This window comes from Helicobacter kayseriensis, assembly GCF_021300655.1.
In the GTDB taxonomy this organism is placed as follows: domain Bacteria; phylum Campylobacterota; class Campylobacteria; order Campylobacterales; family Helicobacteraceae; genus Helicobacter_G; species Helicobacter_G kayseriensis.
In genome coordinates this window covers 194,463-211,868 of sequence record NZ_JAJTNB010000002.1, presented here as the reverse complement: position 1 = coordinate 211,868, position 17,406 = coordinate 194,463, and the positions used below count along the sequence as shown (strand labels likewise).

The 17,406-nt window shown below is 36.5% G+C and carries 23 protein-coding genes; 4 read left to right on the top strand and 19 right to left on the bottom strand.

All coding sequences use genetic code 11. The annotated features are described in order from the left end of the window. Positions 1 to 12: 12 nt before the first annotated feature. The 16 genes from atpA to LW137_RS03075 all read right to left on the bottom strand — a co-directional run bounded on the left by atpA (position 13) and on the right by LW137_RS03075 (position 12,916). Positions 13 to 1,521 (bottom strand): F0F1 ATP synthase subunit alpha, encoded by a 1,509-nt coding sequence (gene atpA / locus LW137_RS03150; protein ID WP_233033091.1) that lies wholly within the window; start codon positions 1,519 to 1,521, stop codon positions 13 to 15. Beyond that, positions 1,511 to 2,062, bottom strand: coding sequence for a F0F1 ATP synthase subunit delta (locus LW137_RS03145; RefSeq protein ID WP_233033090.1), 552 nt, complete (start codon positions 2,060 to 2,062; stop codon positions 1,511 to 1,513). Before LW137_RS03145 ends, atpA begins: the two co-directional genes overlap by 11 nt. Then, positions 2,059 to 2,562: a F0F1 ATP synthase subunit B family protein gene (locus LW137_RS03140; RefSeq protein ID WP_233033088.1), complete on the bottom strand. Its 504-nt coding sequence runs from the start codon at positions 2,560 to 2,562 to the stop codon at positions 2,059 to 2,061. Before LW137_RS03140 ends, LW137_RS03145 begins: the two co-directional genes overlap by 4 nt. Beyond that, on the bottom strand, positions 2,562 to 2,996 hold the full coding sequence (locus LW137_RS03135) for a F0F1 ATP synthase subunit B family protein (RefSeq protein ID WP_233033086.1): 435 nt from the start codon (positions 2,994 to 2,996) through the stop codon (positions 2,562 to 2,564). The genes LW137_RS03140 and LW137_RS03135 overlap by 1 nt, the downstream gene beginning before the upstream one ends. A 52-nt stretch (positions 2,997 to 3,048) precedes the next feature. Beyond that, positions 3,049 to 3,909: a ParB/RepB/Spo0J family partition protein gene (locus tag LW137_RS03130; protein WP_233033084.1), complete on the bottom strand. Its 861-nt coding sequence runs from the start codon at positions 3,907 to 3,909 to the stop codon at positions 3,049 to 3,051. Further along, complete coding sequence (locus LW137_RS03125; protein ID WP_233033082.1) at positions 3,909 to 4,700, bottom strand: ParA family protein; 792 nt, start codon at positions 4,698 to 4,700, stop codon at positions 3,909 to 3,911. The genes LW137_RS03130 and LW137_RS03125 overlap by 1 nt, the downstream gene beginning before the upstream one ends. Positions 4,701 to 4,712: 12 nt before the next feature. Next, complete coding sequence (locus LW137_RS03120; protein WP_233033080.1) at positions 4,713 to 5,351, bottom strand: biotin--[acetyl-CoA-carboxylase] ligase; 639 nt, start codon at positions 5,349 to 5,351, stop codon at positions 4,713 to 4,715. Beyond that, the gene (locus tag LW137_RS03115) at positions 5,348 to 6,250 is read right to left on the bottom strand and encodes a methionyl-tRNA formyltransferase (RefSeq protein ID WP_233033079.1); all 903 of its coding nucleotides are present in this window, start codon (positions 6,248 to 6,250) and stop codon (positions 5,348 to 5,350) included. The genes LW137_RS03120 and LW137_RS03115 overlap by 4 nt, the downstream gene beginning before the upstream one ends. Then, positions 6,243 to 7,016, bottom strand: a complete 774-nt coding sequence (proB, locus tag LW137_RS03110; protein ID WP_233033078.1) for a glutamate 5-kinase — start codon at positions 7,014 to 7,016, stop codon at positions 6,243 to 6,245. The genes LW137_RS03115 and proB overlap by 8 nt, the downstream gene beginning before the upstream one ends. Then, complete coding sequence (gene obgE / locus LW137_RS03105) at positions 7,013 to 8,071, bottom strand: GTPase ObgE (RefSeq protein ID WP_233033076.1); 1,059 nt, start codon at positions 8,069 to 8,071, stop codon at positions 7,013 to 7,015. The genes proB and obgE overlap by 4 nt, the downstream gene beginning before the upstream one ends. Before the next feature lie 3 nt (positions 8,072 to 8,074). Continuing rightward, complete coding sequence (locus LW137_RS03100; protein ID WP_233033074.1) at positions 8,075 to 8,959, bottom strand: DUF535 family protein; 885 nt, start codon at positions 8,957 to 8,959, stop codon at positions 8,075 to 8,077. Positions 8,960 to 8,964: 5 nt separating this feature from the next. Next, positions 8,965 to 9,219, bottom strand: coding sequence for a 50S ribosomal protein L27 (gene rpmA, locus LW137_RS03095; protein WP_027326863.1), 255 nt, complete (start codon positions 9,217 to 9,219; stop codon positions 8,965 to 8,967). A gap of 9 nt (positions 9,220 to 9,228) precedes the next feature. Further along, positions 9,229 to 9,543, bottom strand: coding sequence for a 50S ribosomal protein L21 (gene rplU, locus LW137_RS03090; RefSeq protein WP_233033071.1), 315 nt, complete (start codon positions 9,541 to 9,543; stop codon positions 9,229 to 9,231). A gap of 79 nt (positions 9,544 to 9,622) precedes the next feature. Then, entirely contained in the window at positions 9,623 to 11,002 is a 1,380-nt protein-coding gene (locus LW137_RS03085) for an FAD-binding oxidoreductase (RefSeq protein WP_233033070.1), read from the bottom strand. After that, complete coding sequence (locus tag LW137_RS03080; RefSeq protein WP_233033068.1) at positions 10,968 to 11,678, bottom strand: plasminogen-binding N-terminal domain-containing protein; 711 nt, start codon at positions 11,676 to 11,678, stop codon at positions 10,968 to 10,970. Before LW137_RS03080 ends, LW137_RS03085 begins: the two co-directional genes overlap by 35 nt. A gap of 53 nt (positions 11,679 to 11,731) precedes the next feature. Then, entirely contained in the window at positions 11,732 to 12,916 is a 1,185-nt protein-coding gene (locus LW137_RS03075) for a peptidoglycan DD-metalloendopeptidase family protein (protein WP_233033066.1), read from the bottom strand. 167 nt (positions 12,917 to 13,083) lie between these two features. Between LW137_RS03075 and LW137_RS03070 the strand changes: the two genes are divergently transcribed. From LW137_RS03070 to flgK, 4 genes are all read left to right on the top strand, one after another. After that, positions 13,084 to 13,260, top strand: coding sequence for a hypothetical protein (locus LW137_RS03070; RefSeq protein ID WP_233033064.1), 177 nt, complete (start codon positions 13,084 to 13,086; stop codon positions 13,258 to 13,260). A 62-nt stretch (positions 13,261 to 13,322) separates the two neighbouring features. Then, on the top strand, positions 13,323 to 13,544 hold the full coding sequence (locus tag LW137_RS03065) for a flagellar biosynthesis anti-sigma factor FlgM (protein WP_233033062.1): 222 nt from the start codon (positions 13,323 to 13,325) through the stop codon (positions 13,542 to 13,544). 52 nt (positions 13,545 to 13,596) lie between these two features. After that, positions 13,597 to 14,025, top strand: a complete 429-nt coding sequence (locus LW137_RS03060) for a hypothetical protein (RefSeq protein WP_233033060.1) — start codon at positions 13,597 to 13,599, stop codon at positions 14,023 to 14,025. A gap of 4 nt (positions 14,026 to 14,029) precedes the next feature. Next, positions 14,030 to 15,847, top strand: a complete 1,818-nt coding sequence (flgK, locus tag LW137_RS03055) for a flagellar hook-associated protein FlgK (protein ID WP_233033058.1) — start codon at positions 14,030 to 14,032, stop codon at positions 15,845 to 15,847. A gap of 17 nt (positions 15,848 to 15,864) precedes the next feature. On the opposite strand, the gene LW137_RS03050 is transcribed toward flgK, so the two are convergent. Genes LW137_RS03050 through LW137_RS03040 form a run of 3 tightly spaced genes read right to left on the bottom strand, consistent with a single transcriptional unit; the run spans position 15,865 to position 17,400 of the window. After that, positions 15,865 to 16,395 carry a tetratricopeptide repeat protein gene (locus LW137_RS03050; protein WP_233033056.1) on the bottom strand — a complete coding sequence of 177 codons (531 nt, stop codon included), beginning with the start codon at positions 16,393 to 16,395 and terminating at the stop codon, positions 15,865 to 15,867. Next, entirely contained in the window at positions 16,361 to 16,546 is a 186-nt protein-coding gene (locus LW137_RS03045) for a hypothetical protein (protein ID WP_233033054.1), read from the bottom strand. The genes LW137_RS03050 and LW137_RS03045 overlap by 35 nt, the downstream gene beginning before the upstream one ends. Further along, the gene (locus LW137_RS03040) at positions 16,546 to 17,400 is read right to left on the bottom strand and encodes a class 1 fructose-bisphosphatase (protein ID WP_233033052.1); all 855 of its coding nucleotides are present in this window, start codon (positions 17,398 to 17,400) and stop codon (positions 16,546 to 16,548) included. Before LW137_RS03040 ends, LW137_RS03045 begins: the two co-directional genes overlap by 1 nt. Positions 17,401 to 17,406: the final 6 nt, after the last annotated feature.

Here is a 17,406-nt window from a genome sequence, read left to right as displayed (position 1 = left end):
CAATCCTTGAGATCACCCTGCAAAACTTGCTTTAAAGTCTTCTATGGCGCTAGAAATCTCTTGCTCCAATGCAGAATCAAGAGCTTTTTGCTCTCTGATCTTTGCAAAAATTTGAGGATATTTTTCTTCAATAAATGGATAAAGTGCATTCTCAAATGAAACAATTTGATTTACATCCACATCATCCAAATAACCCTTTGCTCCTGCATAAATAATGACAACTTGCTTTTCAATAGGCAATGGAGAATAAGGAGCTTGCTTCAATACCTCAACCATACGTTGCCCTCTCTCCAACTGCTTCCTGCTCGCATCATCCAAATTAGATGCAAATTGTGCAAATGCTTGAAGCTCTCTATATTGAGCCAAATCAAGTCTTAATGTTCCAGAAACCTGTTTGGTTGCCTTAATTTGTGCAGCTCCTCCTACCCTTGATACAGAAAGCCCCACATTGATTGCTGGACGAATACCAGAATAGAATAAATCTGTCTCCAAAAAGATTTGCCCATCTGTGATAGAAATCACATTTGTAGGAATATAGGCAGAAACATCTCCAGCTTGAGTTTCAATAATTGGCAAAGCAGTAAGCGAACCAGCCCCAAGTTCATCGCTTACTTTTGCTGCCCTTTCAAGTAATCTTGAGTGCAAATAAAATACATCTCCAGGGAATGCTTCTCTTCCAGGAGGACGTCTCAAAATCAACGACATTTCTCTATAAGCCACAGCATGCTTGCTCAAATCATCATAAACAATCAAAGCATGTTTTGCGTTATCTCGGAAATACTCTCCCATTGTTACACCCACATAAGGAGCCAAAAATTGCATAGCAGCAGATGTTGAAGCTGGAGCATTGATCACTACTGTGTATTCCATCGCCCCATGCTCCTCAAGCCTTCTAACAACCTGAGCTACAGTTGATTCTTTTTGACCGATAGCAACATAAATACACACAACATCTTGACCCTTTTGGTTAATAATCGCATCAATTGCAACAGTTGTTTTCCCTGTTTGACGATCTCCAATAATCAACTCTCTTTGTCCTCGTCCAATTGGCACAAGTGCATCAATTGCTTTAATACCTGTTTGCAATGGCTCATGAACAGATTTTCTATCCATAATCCCTGGAGCTTTTTCTTCAACAAAGCGATATTCTGTCGCATTCAAGCTACCCTTCCCATCAATAGGTTCGCCCAAAGTATTAAGAATTCGTCCAACAACACATTCCCCTACAGGGACTTTCATGAGCTTATTTAATCTTTTAACACTCATTCCCTCTTGTATTGTTTTTCCAGCCCCCAAAACAACAACTCCCACAAAATCCTCTTCAAGGCTTGAAGCAATACCTACATCCCCGCTTTCAAACTCAACCATTTCGTAATACATGACATTTTTCAGTCCATATACACGCGCGACTCCATCAGCATAAGTCAATACTTTTCCAACCTCTTGAATATCCAGTTTCAATTCAAATTGGTTGATTTTTTCTTTGATGATTGAACTAATTTCTTCTGCTTTATTCTTCAATTTGCACTCCTTGTAAAAATGAAACTAAAATAAACTTTTTCAAATCTTGATTAAATTTTTCTTGAGAAAAAGAAACTTCTAAATCTAGCTCTTTGAGACAACATTTCACCTCATCTTTATCCCACAAGACTTCATCAAACTGAATTTGACACCCTAGCTTGTTTTCTAATTGTTCCTTAAAACGCTCAAGCAAAGAAGAGCTGATTTTCTCAGAAGAAAATAAAACTGCACTGCAATGCTTACTGTCAAGCTTCAAAAGAGTTTCCAATGCCTCCATAATGTCAATAAGTAACAACAATCTATCAGCATCAGCAAGAACTGATAAGAAATGTTGAATTTTTAGATTATGCACTCCCAAGCATGCTTTAAGAATCTCAAATTTTATTGAATTTTCCAAAAATGGATCAACTAAGATTTTATAGAAATCCTCATTTTGAAAACATTCTTGAACAATAGGCTTATATGCGACAAATTCGCGAGAGATCTCCTCTCCAACGCCCTCAAGAAAAGCACAGGCATATTTCTTTGTAAGACTATTCATCTTATTCCCTTTGTCAAAATTTCCATACAAGAATCTTGAGAGATCCTAACTTTTTGCAATGATTGATCTATCGTGCTAGCTACTTCATCACAAAGCATTTTTTTTCTTTCTTGTTTCAATCTCTCATCAAAAGAAGAGGCAACAGTTTTAATATCTCTTTCTAGATCAGAATCAAACTGTTGAGCTATCACAAAAGCCTCTTTCTTTGCGTTTCCCACAATCTCTTTAGCTTTATTTTGTGCATCAGCAAGCAGATTTTCTGTTTTCTCAACTATTTTTTTCATTTCTTTTTCTTCTTCTTGCAACTTATCAAATTCATGCACAATTTTCATTTTTCTTTGCGTAAAGATTTGCTTAATTCTGCTTGATCCCAAGTACCAAATAATCAAAGCAAAAATAACAAAATTAATTACTCGCTCTACAAAATCACTTTGAGCCAAGGAAACATCTGCAGCAGACAAAACACTAAAGAAAAATCCCCAAACAAAAATCGATCTCACTACACACTCCTCATTTTGCTAATTTTGTCCTCAATTGCATCGCTGATTGCATTGATTTCATATTGCAATGCAGATTGTGTTGCCTGATGCTGAGAAATTAAAACCCTTCTAGATTCTTCAAAACGATTCTCAAGCTCAATTTTTGCACGCTCAAAGCTCTCGTTGTATTTTTTTTGAGCTTCTTTGGTTGCTGTATTTCTGATTTCTTTCGCTTCCTGTTTTGCCTCATTTAAAAGTTTTTGAATCTCAAGTTGAATATCTTGAACCTTTCTTTTATCTTCATCCAACCCCAATAAACCACCTTGGAGAGATTGGTTGCGTTTTTGGATAAAGTGCAACATTGGACGATACAAAAGAGTATTAAGACAAATGATTAATGCCATAAACACAATAAAAACTAAAAGCATCAAATACGGATTTAATGTCAGACTCAATTTCTTCTCCTATCCTAAAACTTCCTTAAATAAAATATGTATTTTAACAAATCTATCTCTCAATCAAAGCCAAGAAATGCTGAATTTCCTCAGGAGTTTTAAGCGAAATTGACAATGTTTTTCCATTGTTTTTAAAGAAAAATGAAATATGATTCTTTTTTAAGATTGTTTCTATTTTATGCTGATTTTCTGTTTGAGGTTTTGAAATGTCTTGAAGGGGTTTTTGATCTTTTTTTAGGTTTTGAACCATTTTTTCTGCTTCCCTCACAGATAATTTGCGACCAATGATTGTGTGTGCAAATTTTTCTTGCATATTTTCTTCCAAGCCAACAAGAACTTTAGCATGACCTTGTGTAATCTTTTCATCAACCAAAAGTTTCTGAACTTGATCTGATAAATGCAATAACCTTAGAGTATTTGTGATATGGGCACGAGATTTTTGAATGCGCTCAGCAAGCTCTTCGTGTGTAAGGTTATAATGCTTCAAAAGCTCATCATAAGCATATGCCAAATCAATTGGGTTAAGATCCTCTCTTTGGATATTCTCAATCAATGCTATTTCCCTCAAGCGATTCAAGTCAAGATCAGCCACAATTGCTTTGATGGTGTTTTTTCCGCACAATTTAGATGCTCTATATCTCCTCTCACCAGCAATCAAAACATAATTTTCTTGATCTTTATATACAAGGATGGGTTGCAACAAACCATACTCTTTAATAGAATCTGCAAGTTCATGAAGAGCTGAAGTCTCAAACCTTTTTCTAGGTTGATAAGGATTTGAGCGAATTTGATCCATGCTGATCTCTACAATGCGATCATCATTTTCTGATCCCATTAAGTTATTTTCATAAGCCTGACTTACTTCACTTAAAAGTTCCCCCAACCCTCGTCCCAACACTTGCTTTTTTGCCATTAGCGCACTCCTCTCAAAATTGCATGAGCAAGTTCTTGATAAGCAAGACTTCCATTGGATTTTTTATCATAAAGCAAAATGGGCTTTCCAAAGCTTGGAGATTCTGCAAGCTTTACGCTTCTTGGCACCATCACACAATCATTTTTTTTGGATCGCTTAAACAGCTCACGATCAAAGTGTTGTATCAAATCAGCCAAAACCTGCTTTGAAAGATTGTTTTGAGAGGAATACATTGTAGGCAAAAAACCACGTATCACTAAATCTGGGTTGCTTGTTGTTTTAAGGGCTTTAATTGTGCTCAAAAGCTGTGCCAACCCCTCGAGTGCAAAAAATTCACATTGAATAGGGATAATAACAGAATGAGAAGCACTCAGAGCATTGATCGTAAGAGGCCCTAAGGCAGGAGGAGAATCAATGACAATAAAATCATATTGTCCAGCTATCTCATCAATCTTTTTTTTAAGCAAAAGCTCACGGCCTGCGCTTCTTTTGCTATAAAACTCTTTTTCAAACCCAACCAAACCAATATTAGACGGAGCTAAAAAAAGATTTGTCATATCAGTAGGATAAATGATTTGCGAAAGTCTCTTGCTTCCAATCAAAGCATGATAAATATCAAACTCAACTTCATTGCGACGGAAACCTAAGCTTGTCGTTGCATTTGCTTGTGGATCAAAATCAATCAGCAAAACTTTTTTATTCAAATTGGCTAGAGAGGCAGAAAGATTTACAGCAGTTGTCGTTTTCCCAACACCCCCCTTTTGATTCGCAATAGCAATAATTTCACACATGCATCTCTCCAACTATCGTAAGCTATAAATCCTCTGATTTTCCCATAACAGAGATCCATCATCACACAAAGAAGTATGACTAAAACAAATCTCTTTATTTTCAAAATGAAAAGTAAAGTCAAAATTTTTCTGAAATTCTAGCTTGTAATTTTGGAAAATGTAAGCCCAAGTCGGAAATTTAAAAAAAAATTCCACAAACTCCAAAATCTTTGCTTTTTTTATCTCTGAGTCCCATTTCAAATTAAGTGCAGAATATGTAGAAGATACGAGGTTTAAGCCGATTCCACACACGATATATTTTCCCACCTTTTGAGTTAGAATCCCTCCGATTTTTGATCTTCCTTGATAAAGATCATTAGGCCATTTTAGCCATACATTACACCCTAGCTTTAGTAACCATTCTTTTAGCAAAAATCCTACATAAATAGAAATTGATTGTCTAGGCAAATCATTGGGGAGCCCTATCTCTTCAAATGCAAACGAAAACATCAAAGCATTCTCTACATTATCCCAAACATTTTGTCTACTCCCCCTTCCTTTGGTTTGCTGATCGCTTCCAACACAAGCAGGCAAAGTAAAACTCTCTTTTTTAATCTGCCCAATCAGCCAATCTTGGGTCGAATCAATTTGAGAAAAATAAAAAAAATTCAACAAAAAATATCTCCAACCCTTAATCTCTTGCCATGCAAATAATCCACTGCACGAATTTTTTGTTTAGAAGGAGGTTGCACTTCAAGAATTTTTATTTTTCCCTTTTGGCATCCTACAAGCACGCCATCATCAAGAATTTCCAGAATCTCACCTTCCAAAAAATGTCCTTCTTGAGAATCTAATTCGATTTTAGAAAGCTTTAAGCCATTGGATAAAAATACACTGGGCCACTGAGCAAAGGCTAAAAATTTCACAAAGATTTTGCGTGCTTCAGAAAAAGTAACCTCTCCCTGCTCTTTTTTAATCTTCTTACATATGCTCGCATCACAATGATTCTGTTTTAGAGGTGCAATACAAGAGAAATGCTTCAAGACATGACTAGCCAAGTTTCCACCTATCTGAGCAAGCTTTTTTGCAAGGATATTTAAATCCAAATCTTGCGCAGTATCTAAGCAACTCATTCCCAAGATATCTCCACAATCAAGCCCCTCTTCCATTCTCATTGCGCTAACGCCAAACTTCTTTTGGTCTTGCAAAATCATTTCTTGCATTGGAGAAGCTCCCCTCAACTCTGGCAAAATAGAAGCGTGTATATTGATACAAGGAAGAAAATCCAAAAATGCTTTTGGGAAAATCTGCCCAAAAGCAACAACTAGAAAAAAATCTGCGCACAGCGCTTGCAAATCTTTGAGCAATTTTTGATCAAGGGTTTGAGGCTGAAAGAGAGGAATATGATATTGCAATGCATATTCTTTAACTTCAGAAGCCCTAAGCTCTTGTTTACGTCCAAAAGGACGATCAGGCTGTGTCACAATACACACAATTTGATGCTCTAAAGCCACAATCTCCAAGACTTCTCGCGCAAAAGCAGGGGTGCCAAAAAAAACAACTTTAGCCATTAAATTCTCCAAAAAGAGTGCCACTTTTTTGAATCTGTCTTAACAAAAAATCTTCCAAATGCCCCAACTGATTCCCATTGCACAAAAACATTGCCCTCCCCTTTTGCAACAAAAAATCTGCGGCAATCAACTTTGTCACAATCCCGCCTGTTGCAAAATTTCCATATGGGTCATAACTTGTTTGCAACTTTTCTTGAGGAATCTGATCAAGAAAAGGAATAAGCTTAGCATCATCAAAACGATGTGGATCCTTATCATAATATCCATCAATATCACTCAAAATCACCAAAAGCTCTGCACCCAGATAATAGGCAATGTGCGCGCTCAGACGATCATTATCCCCAAACATCAACTCCGCTGTGGCAATCGCATCATTTTCATTGAGAATTGGAATAACATTGTGCTCCAAAAGCACCTCAATTGTATCGCGAGCGTGCTGTGTCGCCTTTCTTGAATCAAAATCATGTCCAGAAAGTAAAATTTGAGCGCTCAAGATTCCAAATGAAGCAAAACATTTGCGATAACTCTCCAACAATAAAGGTTGTCCAATACTTGCAAGGGCCTGCTTGTGTGCAAGAACTTGTTTGTCCAAGCGAAGCTGAGTATAACCACTTGCAACAGCTCCAGAACTGACCAAAATCACATGAAATTTGTCTCTAAGATGCGCAACGCATTCAGCAATTTTATAAATGACTCCTTCTTGAATCTTCTCTCCATCACTTAGATTTGATGTTCCAATTTTAAGAACAATGCGTTTTTTACTCACGACTTAAGCCCCAAAGATAAAAGTGTCTTAAGCTTATCAATATGCAAATGCGTTGCTGAAGCGATAGGCAAAACAAAAAGCGGAAGTTGCGTGTCAAATTGTTCTTGATCATCAGAAAGTTTTTGCATATAGACCCCATCATGCAAACTTAAACTTCCCAAATCATTAGAATCCAAAAACTTCTTTAGCATTTCCTCAAAATCAAAACAAATATCTGCCTTACTCAAAACGATTCCAAAGGGCTTTGAAATCAATAAGGTTGAAAAAGATTGAAGCTCGATACGCAATTTCTCATACTGATCTTGCAAAGTCCGATAAGAAGATAGATCCAACACAAAGAGCAAAAACTTCGTACGCTCAACATGGCGCAAAAATTCAACACCAAGTCCGCGCCCCTGACTTGCTCCATCAATGATTCCAGGAATATCTGCCACCACAAAGCTATCAAAATCACCTACATCTACAACTCCTAAATTTGGCACAAGAGTTGTAAATTCATAATTTGCAATTTCTGGACGCGCATTAGAAAGAACAGAAATCAATGTAGATTTCCCCACATTGGGATATCCAACCAACCCTACATCAGCAATTAATTTTAATTCCAATCTCAAATGTGCTTTTTTGCCAGCAATTCCCTGCTGTGCATATGTAGGTCTTTGATTGACAGAGTTCTTAAAGCGTGCATTTCCCAATCCTCCCTTCCCCCCCTCAAACAACAAATGTCTCCCCTCTTTAAGATCTAACAATAGCTCACCATTCTCCTCATCAAATACCTGAGTCCCTGCAGGAACCTTAATAATCAAATCTGCTCCACCCTTACCTGTTTTATTTTTTCCTTCCCCAGGTCTTCCGTTTTCGGCCCTATAATGCTTTGCTCCTCGAAAACGCGATAAAGTATCGCTATTGGAATCTACTTCAAAATAAACATCTCCACCCTTTCCCCCATCTCCTCCATCAGGCCCTCCTTGAATGACAAATTTCTCACGTCTAAAACTTACAGCTCCGGCTCCCCCATTACCCGAAGATACAAAAATATCTACACAATCTACAAACATAATCTAAAATCCTATTTCATGCATTTTTTTTAATATCGTTTCTTGAACTTCATCTAAAAAAGCAAAACGCTTTTTATACATTGATCGCTTGTTGCTCGGAATCTCGCAAAGCTCCTTTCTCTTCTCAGTAGTAATATCAAAATAATCACCACATCGCACTCCGCCAACCTCCTCCCACAATGCATCATAATCAACAAAATATCCACGCTTACCAAATTTTGAAAAACGCACCTGAGAAGTTTGTGCAATCCCCAAAAGCGTCTTGCACTTCAAGCTTTTTAAAGCAAAACGCATCACCTCAATAAGCAAAACCTGTGGCCTCAATCCAAAGCATTTCTTTGTCAAAACTTTAATCTTTTCTTTGGCCTCATCCCCCTGAATCAAGCCTTGCAAGGAGGCGATGATAAGCTTTTCTTCAAAAAGACAAAAGGAAACTGCATAGATTCTTTGCTGATCCAATTTAAGTTCAAAAGCAAAAAACCCCTCTTCAAAAGTTCCATTAACCTTAAAGACTAGATCAAACCCCTCCTTTGAAAACAAAACAATCTCTTTATGGCAGAGCATTATCTTAAAACTCTCATCTCGAAGAGAAAAAATAAGAGGAAAGTTTTTTTGAATATATTCTAGTCTTTCATTGGGTTTAAACTTTTGATTGACAAACTGGGAACAAACAATACGATAATCTCCCCCTTTATTTTGATGAAAAAAATCAACCAATCTATCATGCTGATTGACCAACATGACAAATTGCTTAATTTGCTTCTTTGCCAGCATGCAACGCAAGAGATAGCGTGTCACTTGGCGCAAATAATAAACCTTAGAATCAAAATTATGACGCTGACCAAAATCTCCAAAAAGCTCTGAAAATTTTGGCCATCTATATCGCATTAAATTTAAGCAGGATAAACAGAAACCTTTTTCCTGTCCTTGTTTTTTTGCTCAAATTTTACAACACCATCAATAAGGGCATAAATTGTATGATCCTTACCCATTCCCACATTATTTCCAGGATGGACTTTTGTCCCTCTTTGTCGGATAAGAATATTTCCAGCCCTTACAAACTGAGATCCAAATTTTTTGACACCTAAACGACGACCTGCGGAATCTCTATTATTCTGAGTACTACCCTGACCTTTCTTGTGAGCCATTTCTTCTCCTTATCCTACAATCTTTGTGATTCGAACACGCGTAAAATCTCTTCTAAATCCACGCTTTACTTTACTGTCTTTTCTTCTTCTTTTTTTGAAAGTGATCACCTTTCTCGCTCTTCCTTCGTTGATAACTTCTGCTTCAATTTTTGCACCTTGCACAAAAGGTGTTCCAATTTTGCTTGTTTCATTATCAATAAGGAACAATACTTCTTCAAAAGTAATTTTTGACTTTGGCTCAAGGCTCATTTTATCAAGAAGAACTATGCTTCCTTCTTGCACCTTGTATTGCTTGCCTCCATTCTTAAAAATTGCATACATCATGCTTCCTTCATTGCAAATTTATATTCGTTTTTGCCTACAAGCAAATTAAGACAAAAAACAAAGGCGTTATTATACATTATTAAAAACCCATTTTATGAGGATTTAAAATGCAGTTTGGATCAAAGATGGATTTAATTTTTTTAAAAAGCTCTAGATGATAAGACTCAAAAGCCATCGGCATAAACGAAGACTTTGCGATCCCAATTCCATGTTCTCCGCTCAATGTTCCACCCAATAAAAGTGCAATCTCAAAGAGCTCTTTTACAGCTTGATAACCAATTTGTAGCTCATCTTCACTTTGAAGCATAACATTTGTATGGATATTGCCATCCCCAATATGACCAAAACACGGGATAGTTAATTGATATTTTTTTCCAATTTCCTCCACTTTTTCTAAGAATTCTGCCACTTTATTACGAGGAACAGTAATATCTTCATTGAGTTTTTTTCTCCCATAAATACTATTGGCTTGCGATGCATTTTTGCGACCAAACCAGATCCTTTCTTCATCTTCTTTGTTTTGAGATTCCCAAAATGAGATCAAGGAAAACTTTTTGGAGATCTTTTTAATCTCATCCCTATCTCTCTCCAAGACTTCAGGGTATTGAGCACTGAGTTTAATAATCAAAACAGCCCCTGCATTCTTAGGGTAAATTTCGTATTTTTGATTTAAAGCCATAATTGTTAAAGTATCCAAAAATTCCATCGCATAGGGCAAAACTCCCTCTGCAAGAATCATGCATGCAGCCCTTGCTAATTCTTTGGCGTTTTTAAAACACAACAAAATCGAAGTTGAATATCGGGGAATAGGACTTAGCTTCAGCGTCAATTCTGTCATGATTCCAAGAGTTCCCTCACTTCCACACATCAATCCCAAAAGATCATATCCAGCAACATCTTTATATGTTCTGTGTCCAATCTGCATCATCTCGCCACTACCAAGCACCACACGCATCGATAAAATATGATTTTTACTCACTCCATATCTCAAAGCATTCATTCCGCCAGCATTTTCAGCAATATTTCCACCAACAGTGCTAAAGGCTTGACTTGCAGGATCTGGGGGAAAAAATAAACCATAGGATTTTAACTCTTGATTTAAGCGTGCATTAATCACACCTGGCTGAACTCTCACACATAAATTTTCTAAATCTATCTCCAAAATAGATGAAAAATGTTTTTGCATCGCAAGAATGATTCCCTCGTTAATACTTCCACCACTCATTCCGCTCCCAGCCCCTCTTGGGGTAATGGGCAATTTATGCTCATTAGCATACTCAACAAGCTTTACAACCTGTGCTTCATTCTTTGGAAATACAACATAGCTAGGCTTACGCACCAAACGTGTGCTATCAAACCCATACACACTCAAATGCGCATCATCACAATAAACTCCATCCTCCCCTATTATTGCTTTTAGATTCTCAAAGTGCTTCATTAAGCAACTTGTCATATTCATCATAATAGTCTTTTTTTCTTTTTAAAAAATCCCAAAAACTCTTCGCCGGAACTCTTGCAAAAAAAGGATAATACTTTTCTTCTGGATTTGGATTGTTTACCTCTTGAGTTTCTAACACCTGAAAACTCTGACAATCTAAAATATTTAAACCATTAGATGCATAAATCATCAAAATTCCTACACTGTAAATTTTACATATCTCCTGAAATCCCTTCTTGCTTGGATCAACAATTCCCTTATCGCCAACATCTGCAATCATCAAATCTGAACTAACAAATTCGATTTTTGGAAAAAGCGTCTTGATCTCTTCATACACTGCCTGATTTGGAGCAACAATAAAGCCTCGCGTATAAAAACTTCGCATAATAACTTCATCTCCCACTTTTGGCTCAACAACAGGCGTAGGAAGATACTTTTGCTCCAATAGATCAAAACGCTTATAAGAAGCATGAAGAGCCTTTGGTGTAACTTCTGTAATTGTTACAAGATTAGAAATCACTCCTGGACCAATTTGATGAAAAACAATCCCTGTTTCACCTACTCGAACACTCGCGGGCTTCAAAACAAGAGTTTGTTTCTTTTTATCTACATCTACAATACTTAATTTCACTACATTGGTATCAAAAGCCCAACCCATCAAAAAAGAAATCAAAAAAACAACAATCATTTTCCCCATACAACAAAACCTCCAGAAACATTCAAAATACAATCATAACAAGAGCTCCCCAATCAAGAATCTTCTAATGGAGATTTTTTCATTAAATTTCCTTGATTTTGAGATTGCTTTTCTCCAGTCTTCATTTGCTCTAATTGTTCTTGAATTTCCTGCTCATACTGATGCGCAAGCTTAAAAAATTGCTGTTTTTGTTTTCCTTTTAATTCACTGCGTGTTGTTTTAATGCTTCCCAATGGATCAATGGGCCTATTATTTTTATAAAGCCCAAAGTGCAAATGGGGACCAGAACTCAAACCAGTATTGCCACTACGACCAATGATTTTCCCTTGCTTTATAAAGCTCCCTACGCGCAATTTTGGATCAATTTTACTTAAATGAGCATAGAGAGTTTTTAGCCCTCCTTCATGCAAAATTTCAATAGCCTTACCATATCCCCCCTTCCAGCCAGCACTGATGACCTTTCCATTCCCTGCTGCATAAACAGGAGTTCCTATCTTTGCCCTAAAATCTACTCCAAAATGAGGCCGAATAATTGTTTTTAAAACAGGATGCTTTCTTGCCTTTGAGAATCTAGAAGTAATATAAATAGAGCTCAATGGCATTTGAAGTAAAAAACCTGTAATTTCCTTTCCCTTCAAATTATAAAAACGACCATCATTATAAGCAATCAAGAAATTCTGCTTTTTGTTTGTCTCAATCATTGTAGCAACAATAGAAGGAGTTCCAAAAAACTGACCAAAGCGATACTTGCGCGTATAGATAATAGCAAGCCTATCCCCCTTGATCACTTCTCGCTTAAAATCAATGCTATTTTTATAGGTGTTTAAAAACTCATTCGCAAGCCCCAAATCTTTAGAAAAAGCAAAAATATCCTGATGGGGAGAATTGCTCACCTCTAAAGAAAGTTTTTGTTTTTTGTAGAATGTTTTAATTGGGATAAGAGCCATTTTATATTTAAAATTTTCTCTATAGATGTGGATCTGCACCTCTTCATCTATAGGGATTAATGCCTGCATTAACTCTCCTTGAGAGTTCTTAAGCACTTGATATTCAATACCGGCATTAATTTCTGCAGTCAATTCCTTATCACTAGAAGGCAGGTTGTAATATAAACTCAATGGTATTTTATTGTCAGCCAAAAAGTTTAAGAATGCATAACCCCTCTGCCAAATGCGATTCTCTCCCACTGCGCTAAAACAAATCTGACACACAAAAAGAAGCAAAAAAAGATTTTTCATCAATACCTTAAATACCCCGAGTTCAATCTTTTATTATTTATTCAAAAGCACCCAACTTCTAAAAATTTCAAACCAAAAGCTTACTATAAAACTTATAAAGTTTTGGTTGATGTGTTACTATTGCATCACCAATCATAACTCTATAATTATGTAGGCTAAGGATTAGAATGGATAAAAGTGGCTGGATCATTCCAACGATTAGCTTTTGTGGATTTGTCATCACTATGATTGTCGTAGTTTATTTAAGCTTTAATCAAAAACTTTCTTTTGATAGTAAGCCATCTGATAGCAATAAACAGATTGTTAATCTTGAAGATTTTAAAAAAGCCCTAATTTATCGTTAAAATATTTTTCCTTATGTCGATTTGTGAGAGATATTAGAAGTTTTTCATTTGAGGTAAAAATAATGATTAAAAACAATGTCAATCGTTCAACAGAGCTAAAAAGTCTTTATGTTCACTCACAAGAAAAGAAAACAAGAGATATGAAAATAGAAGAAAAACAAACTGAGGAAAACAGTTATTCTGATCGTCTAAGTCAAATTAAGGAACAGATTCAAGCTGGTACTTATAAAATTGACCTCAAAAAGACTTCAGAAAAAATGGCACTAAATTTGCTTGGTCTCTAGAAAATTTTAATCAAAAGTCTCAAAAAGACTTCCAATAACTAGAGAGGTTAAGATGCTACAAGAGTCCCTAAAAGAAGCTATCCAAAAGCTTTCTGAACTTATTGAAATGACAAAACTCGACATTGAGAGTCTCTCTCAAGCTCAAAATGATCAGATCTTTCGCAGATTACCCCTTAAAGAAACTTTGATTAGAGAATTTGAACAAAAAAAAGCAATTATTGATTCTCAGATGCTACAACTCAAGCATAAAAATCCCGATCAAGAGCTTTCTGTCCTTTTGGGTCAGGAAATTCTTGATCTTTTGGACATCTTAAAAACTCATCTTAAACAACTCAAAGAACTTAATAATGGCTATGCTCGTAGCGTCCATGCAGTAGGCGAATTTTACACTTCACTTCTTAGACGTATTGTTCCACATGAAAATAGTGGCTATGGCGGATATGCCAAACCTCAACAAAATTTCCTAACAATTCAGGTCTAAAATTATGGGTGGAATCTTTACATCTCTCAATACATCCTATACAGGACTTCAAGCCCATCAAGCGATGGTAGATACAACAGGAAACAACATTGCCAATGCCAATGATGAGTTTTACTCACGACAAAAGGTCATTGTCAAGCCCCAATCTCCCCTTGATAAAGGCACCTATCATCTTGGAACAGGTGTGCAAATCCAAAGCATCGTTAGAGCCCATGATGAATTTATTTTTCAACGCTATAGTAGAGCAGCTCAAGAAAAAGAGTTTTATCAAACCCAATTTGACAAACTCAGAGAAACCTCATCTCTCTTTCCCGATCTTGAAGGAGTAGGAATATATGAGGATTTGCAACAATACTTCAATGCATGGAAAAATTTTTCCAAAGATGCCAAAGATCCTGCACAAAAACAACTCTTAATTCAATCAACACAAACCCTTCTTAGAAGCATTCATGCTAGCTATAACAATCTTGCAACTATGCAAAAAAAGACGAGCCAAGAACTTGCATTAAGAATTGATGAAGTCAATCGCTTAGGACAACAAATTGCCGATATCAACAAGCAACTTAGCGTCAAAGAATCAAAAGTCGATCTTATGAAGGCCAACGACCTACGTGATCAAAGAGATAAGCTTGAATTCCAACTCAAAGAGCTTATAGGAGGCAGCGTATTTAAAACCAATCTTAAGTCTGATATAGGTATTGCTTCTAGAGATATTGATTATGGTGAAAATTATGTTTTAAACATTGCTGGGGGATTTAACATTGTTGATGGCGTAAATTTTCACCCTCTTAGTACCAAAGAATCGCACCTAGGCAATGAATTACACCATGTTTATTTTCAAAATCAAGACCATCGACCTGTTGATATTACAAACTACCTCTTGGATGGGAAAATTGGGGGATTGATCAAACTCTATGCTGATGGAATCGATGGCACAACACCAGGAAAAATACAAAAATATATTGATATGCTTAATGTTTTTGCAAAAACTTTCATTGAAACAACAAACAACATCTATGCACAAAGCGCAACAAGAAATGTCGAAAGCGACTATGTAGAGCTTCTCAAAGACCAATCACTTGTTGATAGCCAATACAATATCCGTCAAGGTAGCTTTGATTTGGTGATTTATGATTTGGATGGACAAGAACTTGCGACAAAAACTATCGTTATCTCTCCGACAACAACAATCAAAGAAGTTGTTGAACAAATCAATGCAAACACAGATGACAATGCTGATCAAAATTCACTCAATGACATTGATGATTACTTTAGTGCAACATTTGATTCTCAAACAGGCAAATTCCAAATCTCTCCCAAAAATCAAAATGATATTTACATTGGTATTCGGGATAATGGAAGCAACTTTGCAGGCTCACTTGGAATCAATCGCTTCTTTGATGGAAATAGCGCAAAAAACATCAGCATCAACGAAACATATGTTCAAGACCCAACAAAACTCAGAGCATGGGGAGCACCCTCTTCTGGAAATACAGATGTAGCAAACATGATGCAACAAATGCAATATGATGATCTTTCATTTCAAGCAGATAAAAATACAATTCAAAAAATGCAACTTACACAATATTACCAACTCCTTGGAGGAGAAATGGCTACAGATACCCAAGCAGTCAAAACCGCACTTGATACAAAAACTGCTCTTTTTGCAGCTGCACAAAAAGAACACCAAAGCATCTCTCAAGTTAGCGTTGATGAAGAAATGGTTAATCTTGTCAAATTTCAAAGTGGATATGCAGCCAATGCAAAAGTCGTCAGCACAATTGACAAAATGATTGATACTCTTTTAGGTCTTAAACAATAAGGTCTAGATCTTCTTAATTATGATCCAAGCTGTTTTTGTAATCCTTGAATTTCTGAAGAATTTGGAAAGGTTTGTTTTAAAATCTCAATCCCTCTTTTGCAAGCTATTTTTTCCCCACCATAACAAGCCTTGATAAAAAATCGATTCGCTTGTTGCCAATCTTTTGCAACATATTCTCCGCGCAAATACTCGTATGCCAACACAAGACAAAATTTTGGCTCTCCCCACTCACATCCCCGTTTTAGCCACTTCATAGATTCATCAATTTGATTGTGAGAATACAATACACGAACAACAATTCCACAAGATTTTAAATCCCCATATTCACAAGCCTTTTGTATTGCCTTTAGAGCCTTCAAGCGAGAAATAAGACTAGCCTCTTGTTGGGCATAAAAAGAAGCCAATGACAAACAAGCCCTGCTTCTACCCTCAAGACAAGCTTTTTCAAATGAAGCGATGGTTTTTTGATCATTCTCCCCACATCCCCACATCAAAACCAAAATACACGCCAATCTAAAAATCAAACCCACCATCTTGTTGCCCGCCATTGAGAAAAAGATAAGTGTTTTGTACATAAGTCTTTCTTTTCTCGCATTGCAAAATCTGAGGACACTTCAAGCAAGAATCAAGTGCTTGACTTTTTTGGCATTCTTGAACTTCTTTTCTGCTTTTTTCAAATTGCTCTTCTAATTGCTCCATTATTTTCCTCCATCCATTTCCCTAACCAACCCTATCTCTTCTTTGCTTCCAAAAAAACAAGGGCAACTCTCATGAGAAGTTTGAATCCCAAGATCCAACAAGCGTGATTTCCCATCAATAGCCTCTCCACCAGCACACTCAAAGATTAAAGCAAATGGAAAAACCTCAAAAAGTTTTCGTAATTTTCCCTGTGGGGCATCCTGTGTCGCAGGATAACTAAATAATCCCCCACCTTTAACTAGAATTTGATGTAAATCAGGCACCATCCCTCCTGAATACCTTAAGCGATAACCATTTTGAAAAAGAGATAAGATCATTTTTTGATGCTGATTGGACCAATATTTTTGCGTCCCTCCACTGGCATTGATTTTACCTTTTTGAGCCAAAAACAATCTTTCTTGCTCTCTCCACTCCTGCTTTTTTGGATCAAAACGCAAATGTCTTACACCAACTTCATCCTTTTGAGCAATCACAATTTCAAGACGCGGACCATAGAGAATATATCCACTTGCTACAAGATTTTTTCCCTCAAAATCTTTTGCATAGATTCCAAAAATTGTCCCCACACTCAAATTAGAATCAAGCAATGAAGACCCATCGATTGGATCATACGCAACACTATACTCCCCCTCTTTATGAATGATTCTTACCTTTTCTTGCTCTTCTGAAAATAAGGCATAAACACATGCAAGATTTGATAATTCTCTCTCAATCATTAAATCACTCTGAACATCAAGAGCAAGCTGAGTATCTCCACTAGAGTTCACATGTGATGTGTAATTTGTTTCTCCACAAATAATCAAATCTTGAATCTTTGGGCCAAGAGAGAGAAAACAATCAAATATTTTTTGCATTTTAAA